Origin of the sequence: Flavobacterium jejuense, assembly GCF_006491595.2 — a bacterium.
Classification (GTDB): Bacteria; Bacteroidota; Bacteroidia; order Flavobacteriales; family Flavobacteriaceae; genus Flavobacterium; species Flavobacterium jejuense.
In genome coordinates this window covers 103,026-127,304 of sequence record NZ_VEVQ02000001.1, presented here as the reverse complement: position 1 = coordinate 127,304, position 24,279 = coordinate 103,026, and the positions used below count along the sequence as shown (strand labels likewise).

22 protein-coding genes are annotated in these 24,279 nt (G+C 31.1%); 15 read left to right on the top strand and 7 right to left on the bottom strand.

The annotated features are described in order from the left end of the window. The first annotated feature begins 184 nt into the window (after positions 1–184). The 8 genes from FIA58_RS00545 to FIA58_RS00510 all read left to right on the top strand — a co-directional run bounded on the left by FIA58_RS00545 (position 185) and on the right by FIA58_RS00510 (position 9,925). Positions 185–487, top strand: coding sequence for a helix-turn-helix domain-containing protein (locus tag FIA58_RS00545; RefSeq protein ID WP_140958931.1), 303 nt, complete (start codon positions 185–187; stop codon positions 485–487). Positions 488–707: 220 nt separating this feature from the next. Beyond that, positions 708–1,577, top strand: a complete 870-nt coding sequence (locus FIA58_RS00540) for a transcriptional regulator (RefSeq protein WP_140958929.1) — start codon at positions 708–710, stop codon at positions 1,575–1,577. After that, on the top strand, positions 1,561–2,220 hold the full coding sequence (locus FIA58_RS00535; protein WP_165928823.1) for a P-loop NTPase family protein: 660 nt from the start codon (positions 1,561–1,563) through the stop codon (positions 2,218–2,220). Before FIA58_RS00540 ends, FIA58_RS00535 begins: the two co-directional genes overlap by 17 nt. Positions 2,221–2,280: 60 nt before the next feature. Continuing rightward, positions 2,281–2,937 (top strand): hypothetical protein, encoded by a 657-nt coding sequence (locus FIA58_RS00530; RefSeq protein WP_140958927.1) that lies wholly within the window; start codon positions 2,281–2,283, stop codon positions 2,935–2,937. Positions 2,938–3,074: 137 nt separating this feature from the next. After that, positions 3,075–4,622: a type I restriction-modification system subunit M gene (locus FIA58_RS00525; RefSeq protein WP_140958925.1), complete on the top strand. Its 1,548-nt coding sequence runs from the start codon at positions 3,075–3,077 to the stop codon at positions 4,620–4,622. After that, entirely contained in the window at positions 4,619–5,821 is a 1,203-nt protein-coding gene (locus FIA58_RS00520; protein ID WP_140958923.1) for a restriction endonuclease subunit S, read from the top strand. The genes FIA58_RS00525 and FIA58_RS00520 overlap by 4 nt, the downstream gene beginning before the upstream one ends. Positions 5,822–5,826: 5 nt before the next feature. Next, the gene (gene rhuM, locus FIA58_RS00515) at positions 5,827–6,804 is read left to right on the top strand and encodes a virulence RhuM family protein (protein ID WP_140958921.1); all 978 of its coding nucleotides are present in this window, start codon (positions 5,827–5,829) and stop codon (positions 6,802–6,804) included. A 10-nt stretch (positions 6,805–6,814) separates the two neighbouring features. Further along, positions 6,815–9,925 carry a type I restriction endonuclease subunit R gene (locus FIA58_RS00510; protein WP_140958919.1) on the top strand — a complete coding sequence of 1,037 codons (3,111 nt, stop codon included), beginning with the start codon at positions 6,815–6,817 and terminating at the stop codon, positions 9,923–9,925. An 87-nt stretch (positions 9,926–10,012) separates the two neighbouring features. Here the strand turns inward: FIA58_RS00510 and FIA58_RS00505 are convergent, their stop codons facing one another. From FIA58_RS00505 to FIA58_RS00490, 4 genes are all read right to left on the bottom strand, one after another. Further along, positions 10,013–10,162 (bottom strand): hypothetical protein, encoded by a 150-nt coding sequence (locus FIA58_RS00505; RefSeq protein ID WP_165928822.1) that lies wholly within the window; start codon positions 10,160–10,162, stop codon positions 10,013–10,015. 365 nt (positions 10,163–10,527) lie between these two features. Beyond that, positions 10,528–12,528, bottom strand: coding sequence for a TonB-dependent receptor domain-containing protein (locus FIA58_RS00500; protein WP_140958917.1), 2,001 nt, complete (start codon positions 12,526–12,528; stop codon positions 10,528–10,530). 102 nt (positions 12,529–12,630) lie between these two features. Then, complete coding sequence (locus tag FIA58_RS00495) at positions 12,631–13,476, bottom strand: hypothetical protein (RefSeq protein ID WP_140958915.1); 846 nt, start codon at positions 13,474–13,476, stop codon at positions 12,631–12,633. Positions 13,477–13,569: 93 nt separating this feature from the next. Then, positions 13,570–13,938, bottom strand: coding sequence for a hypothetical protein (locus FIA58_RS00490; RefSeq protein WP_140958913.1), 369 nt, complete (start codon positions 13,936–13,938; stop codon positions 13,570–13,572). A 130-nt stretch (positions 13,939–14,068) separates the two neighbouring features. On the opposite strand from FIA58_RS00490, the gene FIA58_RS00485 reads away from it, so the two are divergent. From FIA58_RS00485 to FIA58_RS00455, 7 genes are all read left to right on the top strand, one after another. Beyond that, the gene (locus FIA58_RS00485) at positions 14,069–14,548 is read left to right on the top strand and encodes a c-type cytochrome (RefSeq protein WP_140958911.1); all 480 of its coding nucleotides are present in this window, start codon (positions 14,069–14,071) and stop codon (positions 14,546–14,548) included. 21 nt (positions 14,549–14,569) lie between these two features. Then, positions 14,570–16,546, top strand: a complete 1,977-nt coding sequence (gene nosZ / locus FIA58_RS00480) for a Sec-dependent nitrous-oxide reductase (RefSeq protein WP_140958909.1) — start codon at positions 14,570–14,572, stop codon at positions 16,544–16,546. Between the two features lie 57 nt (positions 16,547–16,603). Continuing rightward, the gene (locus FIA58_RS00475; protein ID WP_243754617.1) at positions 16,604–17,617 is read left to right on the top strand and encodes a nitrous oxide reductase accessory protein NosL; all 1,014 of its coding nucleotides are present in this window, start codon (positions 16,604–16,606) and stop codon (positions 17,615–17,617) included. A 2-nt stretch (positions 17,618–17,619) separates the two neighbouring features. Beyond that, on the top strand, positions 17,620–18,855 hold the full coding sequence (nosD, locus tag FIA58_RS00470; protein ID WP_140958907.1) for a nitrous oxide reductase family maturation protein NosD: 1,236 nt from the start codon (positions 17,620–17,622) through the stop codon (positions 18,853–18,855). A gap of 41 nt (positions 18,856–18,896) precedes the next feature. Then, positions 18,897–19,595 (top strand): ABC transporter ATP-binding protein, encoded by a 699-nt coding sequence (locus FIA58_RS00465; protein WP_317167850.1) that lies wholly within the window; start codon positions 18,897–18,899, stop codon positions 19,593–19,595. Further along, positions 19,592–20,359 carry an ABC transporter permease subunit gene (locus FIA58_RS00460; RefSeq protein ID WP_140958903.1) on the top strand — a complete coding sequence of 256 codons (768 nt, stop codon included), beginning with the start codon at positions 19,592–19,594 and terminating at the stop codon, positions 20,357–20,359. The genes FIA58_RS00465 and FIA58_RS00460 overlap by 4 nt, the downstream gene beginning before the upstream one ends. A gap of 89 nt (positions 20,360–20,448) precedes the next feature. Further along, positions 20,449–20,820 (top strand): group III truncated hemoglobin, encoded by a 372-nt coding sequence (locus tag FIA58_RS00455; RefSeq protein ID WP_140958901.1) that lies wholly within the window; start codon positions 20,449–20,451, stop codon positions 20,818–20,820. On the opposite strand, the gene nadB is transcribed toward FIA58_RS00455, so the two are convergent. From nadB to FIA58_RS00440, 3 genes are read right to left on the bottom strand one after another with little or no spacing between them, the layout of a single operon-like run. Further along, entirely contained in the window at positions 20,817–22,331 is a 1,515-nt protein-coding gene (gene nadB / locus FIA58_RS00450; RefSeq protein ID WP_140958899.1) for an L-aspartate oxidase, read from the bottom strand. The two genes, FIA58_RS00455 and nadB, sit on opposite strands and share 4 nt — an antisense overlap. Before the next feature lie 2 nt (positions 22,332–22,333). Beyond that, positions 22,334–23,266 carry a quinolinate synthase NadA gene (nadA, locus tag FIA58_RS00445; RefSeq protein ID WP_140958897.1) on the bottom strand — a complete coding sequence of 311 codons (933 nt, stop codon included), beginning with the start codon at positions 23,264–23,266 and terminating at the stop codon, positions 22,334–22,336. A 21-nt stretch (positions 23,267–23,287) separates the two neighbouring features. Continuing rightward, a complete protein-coding gene (locus FIA58_RS00440) occupies positions 23,288–24,238 on the bottom strand; it encodes a DUF438 domain-containing protein (RefSeq protein WP_394352401.1) in 951 nt (316 codons plus the stop codon). Positions 24,239–24,279: the final 41 nt, after the last annotated feature.

Sequence of the window (24,279 nt, the reverse complement as noted above, 5' to 3'; positions counted from 1 at the left end):
GCTTTTTAAAATCACTTTTTGAAATTACTTCTAATCACATCAATACAACTAAAGTTGTAAAGCTACACGGCTACTAACTTTCTTTCCATTTGTATAAAAATCGTTCCCAACTTGGGAATACCTTGGGAATAAAAATCACTCAAATGAGGTTGTTTTGTCTTGTAACAATTTAAACAATTTCATTATGAATTTACAGGCTAAAAAACTCTTCCCAGAAATCGAAAACATCGAATTATTAAATCATCAAATAGTAACCAAAAGAGACCTACTAAATTTTGGCAATGTACTACTAAATGAAATTAATAACAGCACAAGCAAAGTAGAAAAACCAGCACAATGGCTAAAATCTGCTGAGGTTAAAAAACTCTTACGCATCTCTCCAGGTACTTTACAAAATCTTAGAGTAAATGGAACTTTAAACTACAAACGCATTGGAGGCATACTGTACTACAAACACGAGGACATAGAAAAAATGCTAAACCAATAAAAGTTAAGTAGGTAAGCACTAATGAATCGTCACTTCGAGGTATCATTTTTACGCTAAAAAAAGGAATATAAAATGACGTTTTAAAATATTTTAAACAATTGATTTTCAATATATTAAATTAAAACGTCAATGGAAGTGATTTTTAAAAGTAAAAATGCCAATTTTTTCTTTTAAAAATAGTATCGAGAAGCTCAAAAAAGAATAACTAATAACTCACAAAATGAATTACATAAAACACCTCACAGGATTCTTTGAAAAAGTAACCACAGATTACGACCTCAACCCTACACACATAAGTCTATACATGGCTATTTTTCAATTATGGAATCAAAACAGATTTCAAAACCCTATATCAATTTCAAGAGATGAGTTAATGCGTATTAGCAAAATTTCATCAACAGCAACGTATCACAAATGCATTAAAGAGTTGCAAGAAAGAGAATACATACAATACAACCCTTCTTTCAATCCATTTAAAGGATCAACGCTCAATGTGCTAAGCCTTGATTTTTATACGAAACCACTAGTGAAAAAAGACATTAAAAACTTCATAAATAAAGAAGCAACCCTATTAAAAAATAGCCTAGTCAATGAACAGCTTAATGAACAGGCACTAAACAAGCACCAAACAAGTACTAAACATGTACCTTATATAAACAATACAAACACTATAAACCTTGCAAACGAACAAATTCAAAAAAATGAAAAATTGAATTTAAAAATAGAAGAAGATACAAATGAAAAAGAAACCCAAAAAAAGTTGCGCGAAAAAAAGGTAATTGCTGAGCTTGGTCGAAGTGGTACAAAACAGCAATCAATTCCTCCTGACAAAAACGAAGTAATAACATATTTCCATGAAAAAAATGCACCAGAGATTGAAGCAGAGAAATTTTACAACCATTTTGAAAGTAATGGATGGCTCGTAGGTGGAAAAACAAAAATGAAAGATTGGAAAGCAGCCATACGCAATTGGCTTCTAAACAGTCAAAACTTTAATAAAAGACCTACACAAAATTTCGTAGGAACACAAAAACCACAACCACATCATTTACAAACCGCAACACACAAAAATTATGGAGAACCACTTTAAAATAGAAAGCACATTCGAAATCAAAAAAAGTTATAAGATTTATGACGTAATACAATGCTATAATTATTTAGAATACCATGGAAAACAAACCTATGGACATAGTTTCAAAATTCAAGAAGAAGACAAACCAGTAATCTTAAAACTATTAATTTATGCCATCAGAGATAAAGAAAATGCTTTAAAACTAGGAATTGATGTCAATAAAGGTATTTTATTATCAGGTCCTATTGGTTGCGGTAAAACTTCAATTATACATTTACTAAAACCGTTCATGTACCAGAAGTACGAATACAAAATCAAAACCTGTAGAGAAATAGCCTATGAGTTTGCAAAACAAGGCTATGAAGCTTTACAACCCTACACAATGAAAGCGATGAATCAAACTAGATTATCAGGTTTTTGTTTTGATGATTTAGGAGCAGAACAACAAATAAAACATTTCGGTAACGATTGTAATGTAATGGCAGAAATACTTATAAGTCGTTATGAAAACTTCATAGAGAACAATTCAATTACACATCTTACTACAAATCTCTCAGCTTCAGAAATTGAAAAACATTACGGAAACCGTTTGCGCTCTAGAATGAGAAATATGTTTAATCTGATAAGTTTTGAAAGTGAGAGTTTGGATAAAAGAAAATAAACAACTAGCAAAAATTTAAAACTGCACACTTAAAACTTTTAACCGTAAACTAGTATAATCATGAACAAAATACTAAACAATAGACAATTAAAAACCATCCAAAACTTCTGGAGATGGATAGAAGATAACGAAACAAACATCTACAATGCAATGGCATTAGGAATCAAAACAGACGAAGTTATGCAACACCTGGAAAGAAACCTCAACTATGTTTCCAAAAGACTAGGCTACATAATCGTTTGTGAAAGAGAAGGAGTAAAATTATATATAACTGCCTTCGGACAAAGGAAACTATTCCCAAAATTAATAGCCTTAGAAGAAACGATACCAAAGCTTACACAGCTAATACCTTCAGCATTTATAAAACCAATAGCCAACAAAGAACCCTACCGGAATAAGCAAGATGACTATTTTGTTTTTTCAGAAATCAAAGTAAAAATAAGTGACCTATACCTTCAGTTAGATGACTTCAATACTACTTCAAAAAAAATAAACATCACTGTATTCCATCCATACAAGGAAACAAAAAACCTATATGAGGCAATAGAAACAATGATAGCTCTTGTAATAGGTGAAGTAGCATTTAAAAAGCATGTAAAAAATATTGAAATTAAACCAATAGCTAACAATACAAACGGTTTATTACAACTCATAGAATTAGACGAATACATAACTTATCTATATTCTTATGTGGCTTTCAAGAGGATTAAGATTTAAAAAAAATGGCATAGATTACGGTTTTCATAATTTTCATTCCATTGCTTTGTTATATATTTGTTTAATTGTATATAAATGCCAAATAACAATAGTACTATTTTAAATAAGAAAAATATAAAGTTACAAAAACAAAATAAATGACAAGCACAATACAAAGAGCTGAATTACAAGCCAAAATATGGAAAATTGCCAATGAAGTAAGAGGTTCAGTAGATGGGTGGGATTTCAAACACTTTGTCTTAGGGGCTCTTTTCTATCGGTTTATAAGTGAAAATTTCACAAATTATATCGAAGGTGGTGATGATAGTGTCAACTATGCTAATTACCCAGATAAAGACATTACACAAGAAATAATTGATGACGCTGTAAAAACAAAAGGATACTTTATTTATCCAAGTCAATTGTTTGTAAATATTGCGAAATCGGCTAAAACCAATCCAAATCTTAATACTGATTTAAAAACAATTTTCACGTCAATTGAAACTTCTGCAAATGGGTATCCATCGGAAGAAGATATAAAAGGATTATTTGCCGATTTTGACACAACTAGTTCGCGATTAGGTAACACTGTTGAAAGCAAAAATAGCCGTTTAACTTCTGTTTTGAAAGGTGTTGAAGAACTAAACTTTGGTAATTTTGAAGAAAGTGAAATAGAACTTTTTGGTGATGCCTACGAATTTCTTATTGGCAATTATGCAGCCAATGCTGGTAAATCGGGTGGTGAGTTTTTTACACCGGTGCATGTATCAAAATTAATTGCACAATTGGCAATGCACAAACAAGAAAAAGTAAATAAAATTTATGATCCTGCGGCAGGTTCTGGTTCTTTACTGCTTCAAGCAAAAAAGCATTTTGATGCGCATATCATTGAAGAAGGATTTTTTGGCCAGGAAATAAATCATACTACTTATAATTTGGCTCGTATGAACATGTTTTTGCACAACATCAATTACGACAAGTTCAATATAGCTTTAGGCGATACACTGCATCATCCTCACTTTATTGATGATAAACCGTTTGATGCTATCGTTTCGAATCCTCCTTATTCGGTAAAATGGATTGGTGATGACGACCCAACGCTTATAAATGATGACCGTTTTGCACCAGCTGGTGTGCTAGCTCCTAAATCAAAAGCAGATTTCGCTTTTGTACTGCATGCATTGAGCTATCTTTCAAGTAAAGGAAGAGCGGCATTAGTTTGTTTTCCTGGTATTTTTTACCGTGGTGGTGCCGAACAAAAGATTAGAAAGTATTTGGTGGATAATAATTTTGTAGAAACCATCATCTCTGTAGCACCCAATTTGTTCTATGGTACTTCAATAGCAGTAACAATTCTGGTGCTTTCAAAACATAAAACAGATAATACAACACAGTTTATAGATGCAAGTGGTGAAGATTTTTTCAAAAAGGTAACCAACAACAATTTGATGACCGATGCACATATTGAAAAAATAATGGAGCTATTTGATAGCAAAGAAGATGTAAAGTTTGTTTCAAAATCTATTTTAAATTCCAAAATTGAAGAAAACGATTATAATTTATCGGTAAGTTCTTATGTGGAAGCAAAAGACAATCGTGAGAAGATTGATATAGTTGAATTAAACAAAGAAGTTGCAAAAACAGTAAAAAAAATTGATAAACTACGTGCTGATATCAATACAATTATAAACGAAATTGAAGCATGAGTTATTTAGATAAATTATTAGAAGATGTTGAAGTCAAATGGAAGCCATTGGGCGAATTTGCTGATTATGAACAACCGACCGATTATTTAGTGGATTCAAAAAATTATGATGATAATTTTCTAACTCCTGTATTGACTGCTGGTAAGACTTTTATTCTCGGATATACTGATGAAACTGATGGTATTTATAAAGCCTCAGAAAACCCTGTTATAATTTTTGATGATTTTACAACCGCTAATAAATGGGTTGATTTTGATTTTAAAGCTAAGTCATCAGCAATGAAAATGATAACATCTAAAGATGAATCTAAAGCTTTATTAAAATATATTTATTATTGGTTAAATACCTTGCCAAGTGACTTAATTGATGGCGACCATAAGCGTCAATGGATTAGTAATTATTCTAGAAAACTAATCCCAATCCCTTGCCCAGAAAACCGAAAAAAATCACTCGAAATACAACAAAAAATTGTTGGAATTCTTGATTCATTTACAGAGCTTACAGCAGAGCTTACAGCAGAGCTTACAGCACGTCAAAAACAATACCAATTTTACAGAGAGCAATTGTTGCGTTTTAATGAAAAAGAAGTAAAACATTTATCCTTAGGTGATGAAAATATCGGCAAATTTATTCGTGGTGGTGGTTTGCAGAAAAAAGACTTTACAGAAACAGGAGTTGGTTGTATTCATTACGGTCAAATCTATACGTATTATGGAACATATGCAGATAAAACCAAATCATTTGTTTCTGAAGAATTTGCGAAGAAAGCAAGAATGGCAAAATATGGAGATTTAGTAATTGCAACCACCAGTGAAAATGATGAGGATGTATGTAAAGCAGTAGCTTGGCTTGGAGATGAAGAAATAGCTATAAGTAGTGATGCTTGTTTTTATAGCCATAATTTGAATCCAAAATACGTTACTTACTTTTTTCAAACAGAGCAATTTCAAAAACAGAAAAGACCTTTTATAACAGGTACAAAAGTCAGACGTGTAAATGCAGATGATTTGGCTAAAATTAAAATACCTGTTCCTTCCAAAGAAGAACAAGAACGCATAGTATCTATTTTAGACAAATTTGACATTTTAACAAATTCTATAAGCGAGGGTTTGCCAAAAGAAATAGAATTAAGAAAAAAACAATACGAGTATTATAGAGATTTGTTACTAACATTTCCAAAAGATAATTTAGAAGAATAGTGGTTATGCAAAGTGAAATCATCATTTACCAAACCGAAGACGGGCAAACTAAAATCCAAACCCGCTTAGAAAACGAAACCGTTTGGCTCAATCAAGAGCAAATGGCAGAACTGTTTCAAAGAGACAGAAGCGTAATAACCAAGCATATAGGTAATATTTTCAATGAGGGCGAACTGGAAGAAAAAAGCAATGTGCAAATTTTGCACATTAGTAGTTCAGACAAACCAGTAAAGTTTTACAGCCTTGATGTTATCATTTCTGTTGGATATAGAGTAAAGTCGCTTCGTGGCACACAATTTCGTATTTGGGCAACACAACGATTAAGAGAATACATTGTAAAAGGTTTTACAATAAATGATGATCTGTTGAAAGAAGCAGGCGGTGGCAATTATTTTGATGAGTTATTGGCAAGAATCAGAGACATTCGCTCCTCTGAAAAAGTGTTTTGGCGAAAAGTACTCGACATTTATGCCACAAGTATAGATTATGACGGTAAAGCAGAAGTATCAATCCTATTTTTTAAAACGGTTCAAAACAAAATGCACTGGGCAGCACACGGAGAAACAGCAGCCGAAACTATTTATAAACGCATTGATGCTACTAAACCTAATTTAGGGTTAACCAATTTTAAAGGAGAAAAACCAACAAAAAAAGAAATTGAAGTAGCTAAAAACTATTTAAACGAAAAAGAATTAGATATACTCAACCGAATGGTAACGGCTTATTTAGAATTAGCAGAATTACAAGCCCTTAACAGAAAACCAATGTATATGAAAGATTGGATAAACCGTTTAGACAACTTTATAAACATGACTGGAAGTGAAATTTTGACGCATTCAGGAACGATTAGCCATCAAAAAGCATTAGATAAAGCACATCTAGAATATGGTAAATACAAAGAGCAGACGAAAAATGAGCTTTCAAATGCCGAAAAAGATTTTATAAAACAAATAGATACTACTGCCAAGAAATTAAAAAAATAAGAATTAAAATATGAGTGCGTCACAGTATAAAACCATAGCAGAATCGAACAATTTTATTGTTTTAGATAAATACACCAAGTATTCTGAGGTAAATGAAGCACCAACTGTTTATCAAACAGAGGCCGCTTTGGAGAAAGAATTTATCCAAGACTTAATCAATCAAGGGTATGAAAATCCTAATCTGACGACTTTGGAGGCTATGTTAGCCAACATAAGAGTACATCTACAAGTACTCAATGATATGGAGTTTTCTAACAGTGAATGGTCTCGTTTTGTGGAGGAATATTTAGACAAACCAAGTGATAGTAGTATAGATAAAACAAGAAAGTTACAGGAAAACTATATTTACGATTTTGTATTTGATGATGGACACATCCAAAATATTTATCTAGTCGATAAAAAAAATATAGCTCGTAATAAAGTACAGGTTATTTCACAATTCGAACAAAAAGGAACGCATTCAAATCGCTACGATGTAACTATTTTAGTGAATGGTTTACCATTGGTACAAGTAGAATTAAAAAAACGTGGGGTAGCAATTCGTGAAGCATTCAACCAACTGCATCGATATAGTAAAGAAAGTTTTAATAGTGAAAATTCACTCTTTAAATATTTACAAGTATTTGTAATATCAAACGGAACAGATAGCCGTTATTTTGCTAACACAGTTAAACGAGATAAAAACAGTTTCGATTTCACTATGAACTGGGCAAAAGCAGATAATTCTTTGATTAAAGACCTGAAAGACTTTACAACAACTTTTTTTGAGAAAAGAACGTTGTTAAATGTATTACTTACTTATTCAGTTTTTGATACAAGCGATACCTTGTTAATTATGAGACCTTATCAAATTGCCGCAACAGAAAGAATGTTATGGAAAATAGAGAGTTCATTTCAATCTAAGATTTGGTCAAAAACCGAAAGTGGAGGTTATATTTGGCATACTACAGGTTCTGGTAAAACATTGACAAGTTTTAAAGCAGCTCGCTTAGCCACACAATTAGATTTTATAGATAAAGTTTTTTTTGTGGTAGATCGTAAAGATTTGGACTTTCAAACCATGAAAGAGTACCAACGCTTTTCTCCAGATAGTGTCAATGGTTCTGATAGTACAGCTGGTTTAAAAAGAAATATTGAAAAACAGGACAATAAGATTATAGTCACAACTATTCAAAAGTTGAATAACCTGATGAAAACCGAGGGAGATTTAGCTATTTACCAAAAACAAGTGGTATTCATTTTTGATGAAGCACATCGTTCTCAATTTGGTGAAGCACAAAAGAACTTAAACAAAAAGTTTAAAAAATTCTATCAATTTGGTTTTACAGGTACTCCAATATTTCCACAAAATGCTTTAGGTGCTGAAACAACAGCAAGTGTATTTGGTCGAGAATTGCACTCTTATGTAATAACAGATGCCATTAGAGATGAAAAAGTACTAAAATTCAAAGTAGATTACAATAATGTGCGTCCAAAGTTTAAGGGTATCGAAACAGAACAAGATGAGAAAAAATTAACTGCTGCAGAAAACAAAAAAGCATTTTTACATCCTGGGCGTATCAAAGAAATTTCGCAATACATTCTCAATAATTATAGAATAAAAACACACAGAAATCAAGGAGGTAAACAAGGTTTTAATGCCATGTTTGCTGTTAGTAGTGTGGATGCAGCTAAATGTTATTATGAAGAATTAAACTGTCTACAAAAGGAAAGTGAAAAGCCTTTAAATATTGCAACGATATTTTCCTTTGCTGCTAACGAAGAGCAAAGTGCTGTAGGTGAAATACCTGATGAAAGCTTTGAGCCAACTGCAATGGATAGTAGTGCAAAAGAGTTTTTAAGTAAAGCTATCAATGACTATAATGTCATGTTTAAAACGAGTTATGGTGTTGAAAGCAAAGAATTTCAAAACTACTATCGTGACCTTGCCAAACGTGTTAAAAGTAAAGAAGTTGATTTAATTATTGTAGTAGGAATGTTTCTTACTGGTTTTGATGCACCAACACTAAATACATTATTTGTAGATAAGAATTTACGATATCATGGATTAATGCAAGCATTTTCAAGAACCAATCGTATATATGATGCTACAAAAACCTTTGGAAACATTATTACTTTCAGAGATTTAGAAACTGCTACTGTGGATGCCATAACATTATTTGGCGATAAAAACACTAAAAATGTAGTACTTGAAAAAAGTTACAAAGAATATTTAGAGGGCTTTACAGATATTTCAACAGGACAAGCACGAAGAGGTTTAAAGGATGTTGTTAATGAATTAAATGAAAAGTTCCCGAACCCAGATGAAATTGTAACAGAAAAAGACAAAAAAGAGTTTTCAAAACTATTTGGTGAGTACTTGAGAGTAGAAAACATACTTCAAAATTATGATGAGTTTACCAATCTTAAAGCACTTCAAGCAATAGATATAAATAATGCTGAAGCTTTGGAAGTATTTAAAGAAGCTCACTTTATAACAGACGAAGAATTAGCAACAATGCAAGAGATTAGTTTGTTGCCTGAAAGAACCATTCAAGATTATCGCTCAACATATAATGATATTCGAGATTGGTTAAGACGTGAGAAAAACGGTAAAGAATCAGAAGAATCAGATATTGATTGGGATGATGTGGTATTTGAAATAGACTTGCTTAAATCACAAGAAATAAACCTTGATTATATTCTTGAATTAATTTTTGAGCATAATAAAAAGAACAAAGACAAAGCCACTTTGATAGAAGAAATCCGTAGAGTAATTAGAGCAAGTATTGGCAACAGAGCAAAAGAAAGTTTAGTGGTAGATTTCATTAATGAAACAGACCTTGAGGTTATTCAAGATAAAGCCAATGTAATAGACTCTTTCTTCAAATATGCACAGGAAAAACAGAAAAAAGAGGCTTCAGAATTAATAACTGAGGAAAATTTAAATGAGGAAGAAGCAAAACGATACATAATTACATCATTAAAACGTGAATTTGCCAATGAAAACGGAACAGAACTCAATACGATTTTACCAAAAATGAGTCCTTTAAACCCTCAATATTTGACAAAAAAACAAAGTGTTTTTCAAAAAATAGCCACATTCGTAGAGAAATTTAAAGGCGTTGGAGGTCAATTATAAATAACTTTATAATAGTATTTAAGGTAGATTAAACCAAACATTCTGTCAAGCTTTTCAAATCCTCCTAAATTTAGTATTGAAAATTTATTATGGTATTTGCCATAGTAACGCTTGTATTTGAAAAGTTGTATTTGAAAAGTTGAAAAAACGTATATTTATATTAATTACCTCATTCACCTGCACAAAAATCGCTCCCAGTCCAATTATTCCTGGCATCAATGCTGCTGTTTGCTTCATTTCGTTAATTTTTATTATTTGCAGAAAAAATCGAGGTTATATGAACTCTTCACCCTAAATGATGCTATCTTCGTCAAAACTAAATAACAATCGTATTATTAATTTGACAAATACCTACAAACAACTTTTCCTAAAATTCAATCATAAAAGTTAAAAAATATAAATTAATCTTAAAGTCATTCTTTTAAGATACTACAAAGTGACAAAGAGCCTAACATACAACCACCTTTCAAATGCTCTTAAAAAAATACAGTCACACTTTTTGGCACTTTCTGATAAACCATTCCTTCCTCCCCAACAAAAAAAACGTATACTTCGCAATTTGTGTTGTGACTTAAATAGTCATTATTAACATAAATATTTTACTAAAACGAATTTATATGATAAAGAACACTCACAAAAATATTTCTTCCCATTCTTGGTATATTGTTCCAATCAGCAAAAGTAGAATATTCACTATCTAAAATGTTTTCAATTCCAACCTTTAGGTTTAGTTTGCTTTTATCTATGTCAAATGCATAATTGGATGTGAAATTTATTATAGCAAAATCAGGTTTTTTAATTTCACCATATTTTGGAGCATAATTATTGTGCATTAAATTCCCTAAAACTGCAATTTCAGAACTAAATTTATTTTTCTTAAACAATAATTTGCTACTATAGGATAAAGGACTAATAAAAGGCAAATTTTCATTATCACTTCCTTTTCCATAACTATAAGTCAATTGATTCATCCATTTTAAATCGTTTGACAAATAAGTTTCAAAATCAAAAACCGATTTAATTAATGTTGCATAATCTAAACCATTATAAATCTTTACACCACTTGATCCAATTGTCATAGGAAGTATTGAAGAATCAGGTGTTCCAATAATGTAATTTGAAATATGAAAATGCGAAGTTGTCAATGAAGTTTTGAATCTTGAAGGTTTGTAACTAATAGCAAAAGAACCTTCAACAGATTGTTCATTTTTTAAAGCAGGATTTCCTACATAATCAAATCGATCGAAACTATTAAATAAATAAAATCCATAAGCTTCAGAAATTGATGGAGCTCTTTCTCCATAAGCTAATCCAAAATTAAAGCCAAAGTTTTCTTTTTGCCAATTATAATTTGAAGCTAAACTTTTAAGTATTCTGCATTTCTCGGATTCCATATTTGGATAAAAAATTTGCAAACTTTCTAATCCAAACATACTTTTAATTTGATTAAGATGATTTCCAATACCAGCAGAAATTTTTATACTTGAATTAGTATTAACGGCATAAGTATTATCCAAATAAATTCCGTTATAAAAAGTAACAACATCAGGCCAAGTTAACATAAACATTATATTTTCGTTTGGGTCATTTGGATACATTGTCATTTCGGCTTTTGAACGATTGTAAAATGAATTCAAAGTAGCTAAAAAGTTGTTTTTTTTCAATTTTCCATTCAAATTCAAATACATTCCATACGTATCACTCCAACCAGGCATATCCATATGAATAGGGACATTTGGACGTTTGGTATCATCCATTGTGTGAGTTATAGTATTGTAATAAATTTTGGTTTCAAGTTTATTTACAATTGAATTTAAAGGTAAATATTCAAATTTTAATGAAGTAATTAAAGCTTTCGCTAAAGAAACATCCATTGGTAAAGCAGGATAACCAACATCAGATGCTTTGTCATAAATAACAGATCCTTCAAAATATTTATTTTTATTTAATAAATAACCCGCTGTACTTGACATATTTATTTTTCTGAATTGCGAAAATGCAACTTCATTAGTATTACCAGCTTTGTAATTTTCTGCATCACGAAACATAATATTGTTGTCTATAAAAAACAAACTGTTCAAATAATTTAAAGCACCACCAATTATTTTTTGTTGGTTATTAAACTCATATCCAGAATTGACATATCCATTAATACCTTTTGTACCAAAGTTACTTTTACTTCTTTTTAAATCCAATGAACCACCAATAGTAGGACCATGACAACTACCACTTTGACCAGAAGAAATTTCAGCTTCCGAAAGATTTGAAACTTCTACATAAGCTGTAATTGGATCCATTTTATCAGTACAAGCACCAAAAATTCGCATACCATCAATAGTAACAACGGTTCTTTCGGTACTCATATTATTGATATTTGGTTCCCAAGCATAACCACCTCTTTTTATCATTTCGACTGTTCCGGCTTGTTGAAGGTATTCGTCAATCGTAGCTAGAGGTTTAAACTGTTTTTGTTCTAATTGCGCTTGTTTACCAATAAGAATAACTTCCGTTAAATCAATTTTTTTTAAAGAATCTACTTCTTTTTTTTGGGCAAAAAGGGAAGAAATACTAAACGATATAACAATGAAATATAAATTTTTCATTTTTTTGAGATAAAGATTTTCTACGAATCGAAAATCAATTATTGTAAGATTCGAAAAACTAAAAAGGCCAAAAATAATGTTTTGACCTTTTTAATATTTTGTTTAGAACTCTAATTCTAAATAAATACTGCTTGATGTATTAGTTTCATTGATTGTTTCACCTTTTAAAACTTCACTTAAGTCATTAACTAATTGTAAATTAATTTTCCAATAACCAGTCATTGTTAATGATAGTTTCCCTCTGTATAATTTATCAGTTGACTGTGTTAAATCTACATTATTAGGAGACCCATGATTTCCCATGCTTGGCATTCTTGGATCAATTTTAATTTTAAAATCATCTACAACAGGAAAAGACATCATGTTTTCCATTTTGTATAGTCCACATGTTACATCATTCAAAGCAACTTTAGGATTGTTAGGCTCAATCATTGCAATGATATATCTTTTGTTATCTGAACCCATAAAAGAAGTTACGCTTTGTTTTGCAGAAGCAGGAACATTTACAACAGCAGTAGCTGTATAATCACTGTCAGCAATAGTGTAATCTACTTTTAAATCCCAATATTCTGTAGCATTTTGAGCCATTTGAAAAATAATATACCCGTTGTATAATGTTTCTTTTGAAGCTGTTTTTACAATTTCCGATTTTGGACAAGAATGATTCATCATAGCCATGTGCATTACTGGCATCCAAGAAATAGTTGCGTTTTTTTCGTATTCGTTTGTGGTTTTATTTTTGATTCGAAGTGATATAGCATTGTAACCTTGCTCCAAAGCACCATTAGCACTATATAATTCAATTACGTGAGTATCATTTGTTATTTCTTGAATTTTGTTTATTCCGTCTAGCTCAGAAGCTATTGGAGTTGTTGTATTATCGTCATCTGAAGAGCAAGAAATCATTGTTCCTAATAGAAATAGGAAAGTATATTTTAAAATTTTCATTTTGAATTTTATTTATTTTTAGACATAAGTTGTTGGTATCAGTCAAAGATTAACTGATGAAATTGATAAGATTATCAATAAATAGAAAAATAATTATGCTAAAATAGGTGGATGAAAAATAGAAGTACTATTTAATCGAAAGTATATGCAATTGTATAAAGGTTGAACCTTTTTATCGATATAAACTATAGGGTTAAATATAAAAGAAGAAATGTTTTCACAATACAAAACTTCAAAAGTTATAGAATTATTTTTATGTTCATTTGAATTAGGATTCTCTTTTTTAGCTTCGTTAGCTAATTCTTTTTTCAAATGACATTTACCATTACATTTTAATTCTGGTTTTAAAGTGTTTTCGCATAATTGTGTAGAAATATAGTCATAATTAATTAGGTAATCTAAAACAGGAAATACTGGTTTAAATAGAATAAAAGTTATAACTATGAATACAATATTTTTCAACTTTACAATAGTTTGAAATTATTTATAGGACAAAATTACAAGTTGAAAAAAGTTTATAATATGATTTCAATCATATTAGAACAGGTAATTAAATTAGAAATTTGTAGTATTAATTTTAACTAAAAAAATCATGAACAGATTATTTTTATTAGCAATACTATTTGTTTTTATTATTTCTTGCGGAAAAAGTAAAACAGAACGAGGTGAAAACTTTACAGGCTCTTCTAGTGTAGAAGAATCTTCCGAAATTGATGCATCCTCTTATGATCCAAAACGAGGAGAAGGAAAACACACTAATGTAGAATTAGGTGCCACTTTAGATCAAAGTATGGCAACTAAAGGGGAAGAAGTAGCTGGAGTTAAATGTACCTCTTGTCACAAAATGACCGACGAACGTTTAGTAGGACCCGGATGGAAAGGTGTTACTGAACGTAGGACACCTGAATGGATTATGAACTTTATTACAAATCCAGATCCAATGATAGATAAAGACCCAGAATTACAAGCACAATTAGAATTGTGTTTAGTACGTATGCCAAATCAGTCATTAAGCGATACAGAAGCTCGTGAAATTGTAGAGTACATGCGTAAAAACGATGGTGTAAAATAAATAATTTAAAATCGAAAGTATATGAAAAATAGATTTTTAAAAGCAATTTTTGTTATCGCTTTAATCTTTGCCTTTTTTGCCTCTTGTAAACCAAAGAATTCTAGTAATGCAGTAAGCGGTGATGCAGCTTCAAAAGTTTATGTTGCTCCAGGGAAATATGACGAATTTTATAACTTTGTTTCGGGGGGATTTAGTGGACAAATGAGTGTTTACGGTTTGCCAAGCGGAAGAATGTTAAAAGTAATCCCTGTTTTTTCTGTTGATCCAGAAAGTGGTTGGGGTTTTAGTGAAGAAACAAAACCAATGTTGAACACTTCTCATGGGTTTATTCCTTGGGACGATGCCCACCATCCTGAAATGTCTCAAACAAATGGTGAAGTAGATGGTCGTTGGGTTTTTATCAACGGGAACAACACTCCGCGTATTGCAAGATTAGACTTAAAACGTTTTAAAACGGCAGAGATTATAGAATTACCCAATAGTGCAGGTAATCATTCCTCACCATTTATTACTGAAAATACCGAATATGTAGTTGCTGGAACACGTTTTGGTGTGCCAGGTGATTATGAAGATGGTGATGTGCCAATTAATACGTACAAAGAAAATTACAAAGCACATATTAGTTTTGTAAAAGTAGGTAAAGAGGGTGAAATGGATATTGCTTTCCAATTGCGTTTGCCAGCAGTAAATTTCGATTTATCGCATGCAGGTAAGGGTAAATCCCATGGATGGTTCTTCTTCTCTTGTTATAATTCAGAACAAGCTAACACGCTTTTAGAAGTAAACGCTTCACAAAAAGATAAAGATTTTATCATGGCTGTTAACTGGAAAAAAGCAGAAGAATATATCAAAGATGGAAAAGGGAAAAAAGAAAAAGCTAAATATGCGCATAACTATTGGGATGAAAAAACACATTCTGCAGTTTCAGAAATGAAAGAAGATGTTTTAGTTCTTGATGCAATGGAACTTAAAGATATTTGCTACATGATTCCTTGTCCAAAGTCACCGCATGGATGTGATGTTGACCCATCAGGTGAGTATATTGCAGGTAGTGGAAAATTAGCGGCTTTAATACCTGTATTTAGTTATACTAAAATGTTAGCGGCTATAGACAAAAAAACATATGAAGGAGATTATAACGGAATACCTGTTCTTAAGTATGATGCCGTTTTACATGGTGAAGTTCAAAAACCAGGTTTAGGCCCTTTACATACGGAGTTTGATGGAAAGGGAAATGCCTATACAACTATGTTTGTTTCTTCTGAAATTGTTAAATGGGATATCAAAACATTGAAGGTCTTAGATAGAGTTCCTACATATTATTCAGTAGGTCACTTAATGATTCCAGGTGGTGATAGTAAAAAACCTTTTGGTAAATACATGGTTGCATACAACAAAATAACTAAAGATAGATATTTGCCAACTGGACCTGAATTAACGCAATCAGCTCAATTATATGATATTACAGGAGATAAAATGCAGTTATTGTTAGATTTCCCAACTATTGGAGAACCGCATTATGCACAAGCAGCTCCAGCCGATTTAATCAGAAATAATGGTCAGGTTAAATTCTATAAAATTGAAGAAAACCAACACCCTTATGTTACAAAAGGTGAAAAAGAGTCTAAAGTAGTGCGAAATGGCAATCAAGTTCATGTGTATATGACATCTACACGTTCTCACTTTGCACCCGATAATATTGAAGGAATTAGAGTTGGAGATGAAGTATATTTTCATATAACCAACTTGGAGCAGGATTGGGATGTGCCTCACGGGTTCTCAGTAAAAGGAGCTAAAACGGCTGAACTACTAATCATGCCTGGAGAAACTTCTACTTTAAAATGGATTCCAGAAAAAGTTGGGACATCAGTGTTTTATTGTACCGATTTTTGTAGTGCACTTCACCAAGAAATGCAAGGCTACGTAAGAGTATCACCTAAAGGTAGTGCAACACCTCTTACTTATAGTGTTGGAACTAATATGCCTGCAGTTAAATAAATAAACTTAAAAAGGGAACAGTGTTTCTACTGTTCCCTTTATTTAAATCAAAAAGTTATGAACACTTCTAAAATATCAATTCTATCAAAAGTTATGCTTGTGATAGTAGGTGTCTTATTTTTTGCTTCATTGTTATTTCCAATGTGGCAAATTGAGTTAGAAGCACCACAATATCCAGAAGGTTTAGTTTTAAAATTACATGCTAATAAAATTGGTGGTGACGTAGAAATTATCAACGGATTAAACCACTACATCGGAATGGCAACATTACACACAGAAAACTTTATCGAATTTAAAATCTTGCCTTATATCATGATTTTCTTCGGAATGTTTTCGATAGGATTGGTATTTCTCAATAAAAAGAAAGGCGTTATTGTATTGTTTGGTCTATTTGTTTTATTTGTAATTTTAGCTGCTATCGATTTTTACAGATGGAATTACGAATACGGACATAATTTAGATCCAAATGCAGCCATAATTGTACCAGGAATGGCTTATCAACCACCACTTATAGGATACAAACAGTTATTAAATTTTGGTGCTTATTCCATTCCAGATAGTGGAGGTTTGATCTTAATCGGAGCTGGATTATTACTATTCATAATTGTATTCAAAGAATTTAACTTAAGTAGTAAATTTAAGAAAAAAAATAAAGTAGCATTAGTAGCACTTGCAAGTTTTTTAATGTTACTTTCTTGTAAGGAAAAAGAGGTAGAACCTATAAAATTAAACGTAGACCAATGCGCATTTTGTAAAATGAATATTGCCGATGGAAAATTTGGTTCAGAAATAATCACAACAAAAGGTAGAATTTATAAATTCGATGATATAAGTTGTTTAACAGGTTATGTAGATGAAAACAAAACGCAAGTAAAATCTTATTTTATTAATCAATACAATGCTGAAAATATATTAATTCCTGCCGAAACTGCTTTTTATTTAAAAGGAGGAACAATCTCAAGTCCTATGCGAGGAAATATTGCTGCATTTTCAAGTCAAGAAGAAGCTACTGCTTTTATGGATAAATTAGAAGCAACAGAAATCAATTGGAAGAATGTGATCAAAAAATAATAATGAAAACTATCAATTACATACTTTTTTTATGCTTTTTTTCATTTGTAGTGAACGGACAAAAAATAGAAGTTGGTGCTACAAAAAAAATCAAATCTATTAAAGGAGCTATTGCTTTAGCAAAACCTGGAGATACTATTTTGGTCCATAAAGGAACATACAAAGAAGGAAATATTATAATAGATAAAAAAATTATCCTTTTAGGAAAAGATTATCCAGTTTTAGACGGTCAAAAAAAGTTTGAGATCCTTTCTATTAAAGCTGATAGTGTAGTAATTAGAGGGTTAAAGTTAATTCGTTCCTCTTATGCTTCTATGGAAGATCCAGCAGCTATTAAAATTTATAGTCACAATTATATCCTTATTGAAAATAATATTTTAGATGATAATTTTTTCGGAATTTACATTCAAAATGGACAAAACTGCATCATTAAAAACAATGTTTTAAAAGCTTACGGAAAAGAAGAACAAAAACTAGGTAACGGAATACATTGCTGGAAAAGCAACGATATTCAAATCATTGGGAATAACATTCAAGGACATCGCGATGGTATTTATTTCGAATTTGTTTACGATTCGGTAATTTGGAGAAATAGTAGCCAAAATAATATTCGCTATGGATTGCATTTTATGTTTTCGCACAACGATTCTTACATTACAAATACTTTCAGAAACAATGGAGCTGGAGTTGCTGTAATGTATAGTAAAGAAGTGAAAATGATTAATAATAAATTTGATGAAAATTGGGGGCAATCTGCTTACGGAATACTATTAAAAGAACTAAACGATGGTTATATTTTAGGCAATCAGTTTATTAAAAACACAACTGCCATTTATATGGAAGGCTCCAACAGAATGAAATTTGAAAACAATTTGTTTCAAGAAAACGGTTGGGCAATGGTTGTTCAAGCTAGTTGTGATGATAATGTAATCGTAAACAATAACTTTATAGGAAATACTTTCGATATGGGAACCAACGGAAGTTTAGTCCTAAATAATTTTGATTCCAATTATTGGGATAAATATGAAGGCTACGATTTAGACAAAAACGGTTTTGGAGACGTACCTTATCACCCATTGAGTTTATTTGCGGTTTTAGCTGAAAGTAATCCATCAACCATGTTGTTGTATCGTAGTTTTATGATTACACTTTTAGATAAATCGGAGAAAGTTTTACCAAGCATTACACCCGATAATTTTATAGATAATAAGCCTTTAATGAAGTCTTTGCCAATATGATAATAATTCAAAATATAAATAAAAAATTTAGCAAGTTAGAAGTGCTAAAAAACGTTGATCTTACTTGTAATAAAGGTGAATGTATAGCCTTAATTGGACCAAATGGTTGCGGAAAAACAACCTTAATCAAAGCCGTTTTAGGTATGGTTTTGCCAGATAATGGAACAATTCATTTTAACGAAAAATCCATTTCCAACGAATATTTGTACCGCAATGATATAGGATATATGCCGCAAATAGGTCGTTATCCTGATACCATGACCATCGGACAAATTATTGAAATGATTAAAATCATTAGAAATTCTAATGAGGCTTTAGATGAAGATTTGATAAAAGCATTTGAACTAGAAAAAATGTTTGACAAACAAATGCGAACACTTTCTGGTGGAACAACACAAAAAGTAAGTGCTACAATAGCTTTTTTATTCAATCCAGAAGTTTTGATTTTAGATGAGCCAACAGCAGGTTTAGATCCATTAGCTTCGGAAATTTTAAAAGAAAAAATCATCAAGGAAAAGGAGAAAGGGAAACTAATTCTTATCACCTCACATTTGTTAAGTGAATTAGATGATTTGGTCACTGAAATTATTTTCATGCAAGATGGAGAAGTTCATTTTCATAAAAAAGTAGCTACACTATTAGAAGAAACTAATGAAAGTAAAATTTCAAAAGCCATTGCAAGTGTTTTGAAACAGAAGAAACCCGAAACTCAAAACCCGAAACTCGAAACGATATCATGAACAGAATCATAAAAATCATACTTTCTGATATTCTAAAAAACAAAATTGTATTGGCTTACACTTTAATTTTAGCCATATTATCATGGGGTTCTTTTAGTTTAGAAGACAATTCGTCCAAAGGAATTTTAACCATTTTGAATGTAATATTATTCACAGTTCCTTTAGTTTCTATACTATTTGCAACCATTTACTTATATAATAGTTCCGAATTTATTGAGCTTTTGTTAAGTCAACCCATAAAAAGAGTGAAAATTTGGATGAGTTTATTTATTGGACTTTCCTCATCTATGGTAATTTCGTTCTTCGTAGGAGCAGGAATTCCGTTACTAATATTTGCACCAACTGCAATAGGTTTAATGATGCTTTTAGTAGGAAGTTTAATAACAATCGTGTTTGTAGCATTAGCTTTTTTAAGTTCCATTATAACACGTGATAAAGCAAAAGGAATTGGAATTGCCATTATGACTTGGCTTTACTTTGCCTTACTTTTTGATGGTATTGTTTTATTTTTATTATTTCAATTTTCAGAGTATCCAATTGAAAATGCAATGGTAGGTATTACGGCATTTAGCCCTATAGATTTGGCACGCATTCAAATATTATTACAATTAGACGTGTCTGCAATGATGGGCTATACTGGAGCAATTTTTAAAGATTTTTTTGGTACTTCACTCGGATTGTTTCTATCCTTTTTGTTACTTTGCCTATGGGCTATAATACCTTACTTTATATCCCTTTGGAAATTTAAAAATAAAGACTTATAATATTCCATTATGAAATTGCTATGATTCTATAACACTAATAAAGATTTTCATGGTAATACCATATTTCCAAAATTTAAATATATCTATATATGAAAAATGATATTCAAAACAGAGACGATATAATTCTCTTGGTAAATACTTTTTACGATACTGTAATTACTGATGGCGTTATTGGTTATTTGTTTACTGATGTAGCTAAAGTAAATTGGAGTTTACACCTACCTAAAATGTATGATTTTTGGGAAAATATATTATTCAGTACAGGTAATTTTGAAGGAAACCCAATGATAAAACATAAGGAGTTGAATCAAAAAAGTAAATTAAGTGAAGAGCATTTCAATCATTGGAATAAATTATTTAATGCTACAGTTGATGCACTTTTTAAAGGAGAAAAAGCAGATGAAATTAAAAATCGTGCAATGAACATTTCGCAAATGATGATGCAAAAAGCGGTGGATTAATTTTTTATAAATCCACCTTTGTTTTCTGTTCGTTTTAAAGAATGAAAAACTATTAAAAGGGAAACATCTATCATGTTTTCTAACTCATACATTTCCTTAGTAACTTTATAGTTTAGTTTTAAACTATCAATTGATTCTTTCCATAAAATTAATTGATTTTTAGTTAGTACTAAATCTAAATTATTTCTAACAATACTCACATTTTTTTGCATAATTATTTGCAATTTTTTTCTTGTAGAAACAATACAATTTTCATCAAAATATTGATTTTTTGTGTCTTTCTCTATTGAATGAATTTCAATTGAATTTGTAATGGTGTTTTCTTTTAAATAATTAAAAATTCTATCCGAATACACAATTGCTTCGAGTAATGAATTAGATGCTAATCTATTCGCACCATGCAAACCCGTTTGCGAACATTCTCCACAAGCAAATAAATTTTCAACAGAAGTTTTACCATTTGTGTCTACCTCTACTCCACCACAAACATAATGTTGCGCAGGAATAACCGGAATCCAATCGTTTTCAATTACAATTCCAATGGCTTTACAACGATCATAAATCATTGGAAAATGCTTTTTAAATTCTATTATATCTAAATGCGTACAATCTAAATACACACATTCATTACCCGATTTTTTCAACTCTTTTTCAATGCATTGCGACACAATATCGCGTGACGCTAATTCACCACGTTTATCACAATCTAACATAAAACGTTGACCTTCTTTATTACGCAAATAAGCGCCAAAACCTCTAACTGCCTCCGAAATTAAAAAAGTAGAGCTTAAGTCGTTGCTAAATAAAGCTGTTGGATGAAATTGAATAAATTCCATGTCTTTTATAGTAGCGTTTGCTCTTTTTGCCATTGCAATTCCGTCTCCTGTGGCTATTTCTGGGTTAGTCGTATGTCCGTAAACCTGACCAATTCCTCCAGTTGCAAGTAAAGTGAAATCGGACTGAAAAAAGGTAATTTCATTTGTTTTTTCATCTAAAACAGTTGCTCCAAAACAAATATTATTTTTAGTAATTAAATCAGTAGCAAAGTGATAATCTAAAATTTCTATATTTTTTTGAAGATGTGCTTTTGCTAAAATTGCACGTTCAATTTCATAACCAGTTTGGTCTTTATGATGCATTACACGATTACTTGTATGTCCGCCTTCTCTTCCTAAATCAAAAGCACCTTCTCTGTTTTTATCAAACTGTGTTCCCCAATCTATTAATTCTTGTACTCGTTTTGGCCCTTCCGTCACAACCATTTTTACAACTTCTTCATTGCATAAACCATCTCCACAAATTAAAGTATCTTCAATATGTTTTTGAAAATTATCCTCAATTTGATTCATCACCACAGCAATACCACCTTGTGCATATTTTGTATTCGATTCTTCTTCGGTGGCTTTCGTAACTATTGTAACAAGCTTATTTGGGAAGTGTTCCGCAATTTTAATTGCAAAAGTTAGCCCAGCAACGCCAGAACCTAGAACTAAATAATTGGTTTTTCTCATGTTTACGATAATTCGAGCATTCGATTGATTGGTAATAGTGCTTTTTCTTGAATATCTAATGGTACTTTAATTTCAGGAGATTCATTCAACAAACAGTCATAAACCTTCTGTAAGGTGTTCATTTTCATAAAAGCACATTCACTGCAAGCGCACGTATTATCTTCGTGTGAAGGAGCAGGAATCAATGTTTTATGGGGTACTTGTTGTTGCATTTTGTATAAAATTCCAGCTTCGGTGGCAACAATAAACTTATTAGATGATGACTCTTTTACATAATTTATCATTCCGGCGGTTGAACCAATGTATTTTGCGGTTCTTAAAATATGTGTTTCCGATTCTGGATGCGCAATAATTTCAGCATCTGGATGTTGTTTGTATAATTCTAATAATTTATCAATCGAAAAAGCTTCGTGTACAATACAAGAACCATCCCACAACACCATTTCTCGTCCTGTTTGTTCCATAATATACTTACCTAAATTTTTATCGGGTGCAAATATTATAGGTGCATCTTTTGGAACAGAATTCACAATTTTTAATGCATTGGAAGACGTACAAACAATATCTGAAAGCGCTTTAATTTCAGCCGAACAATTCACATAGGTTATTACAATATGGTTAGGATGTTGTTCTTTAAACGCCTTGAATAAATCGGGCGGACAAGAATCGGCTAACGAGCAACCTGCTTTTAAATCGGGTAGAATTACCTTTTTATTTGGATTCAAAATCTTGGCTGTCTCCGCCATGAAATGAACTCCTGCAAACAAAATAATATCGGCATCAACATTTACAGCTTCTTGAGACAAACCCAAACTATCGCCAACATAATCTGCAATTTCTTGTATGGCTTCTTCCTGGTAATAATGGGCTAATATAACCGCATTTTTCTCCTTTTTTAATTGAAGAATCTTTTCTTTTAATAGGTTCGTACTCATTTTTCTTCTTGTATTAAAAATTTAATTCCAATCTAATAATCGTTGTTCTCCTTCTATTTTTTTAATATCGGTAATATCTTGCGACATTTCGATTACACCTCTATAGGTTTTGTCATTATCTCTAACCGCAAAATAGCGTATGTAAATCAATCGTTCTTTATAGTTTATCCAAAACGAAGCTTCATTTTTATTCCCTTTTTTAAACTCTTCTAAAATTTTCAAAACCGTATCTACACTTTTTGGTGGGTGGCAAAATTTCACTTCTCTACCAATAATTCCTGCGCTTCTTGGAAATACTCTTTCTTCTCCGCGATTATAGAAAATCACTTTATCATTTTCATCTACATAAGTAATATCTAAAGGCATAGTTCTAAAAAGCAAATTAACTTGTTCAATCGTCATATATCCTTCATCATAATGAGAAGCCTCTTTTGTAGCAAAGTCTAAATTCCGTTCTGTAAAATCTTCCGAAGGATGTACATATTGATTTTCTGGGTAATTTGGTGGTGTTTCTTTAAGCATCCAACCAATTTCTTCTTCTCCTTTTCGCATTGTAATCCAATCTTCTTCTTTTAAAAGGTTTAATGCCATCGGAAATAACATTGTTTCTTCTACTTCCATTAATCGATAAATACCATTTAAAAGATATTCTAAGTTTATTTTTAATTTTTCAAAGTTTTTTGTTGCTACATAACCTCTTAATAATCGAAATTGTTCCCTTAAAGTATCATGAAAAGACCACATGTTTTTTGAAGGTCCGCTCCAATTGTATTTTTCTAAGAAAGGAAAAAGTTGATTTTCTTTTCGAACAAAACGTTTTTCAATTGTTGCTAATTGGTTAAAAACATTAAAGAACTTTTGAAAATCATCTTCAGGGTCTGATTCTACTAGTTCATTTATTAACTTATTTATTAAATCATTCTCTTGAAAATAAATACTAACGGGGTGACCTTTTTCTAAAGTAGGAATTATTTTTTCTTCCATTTATCTATCTTTTTTAATACATCATTTTT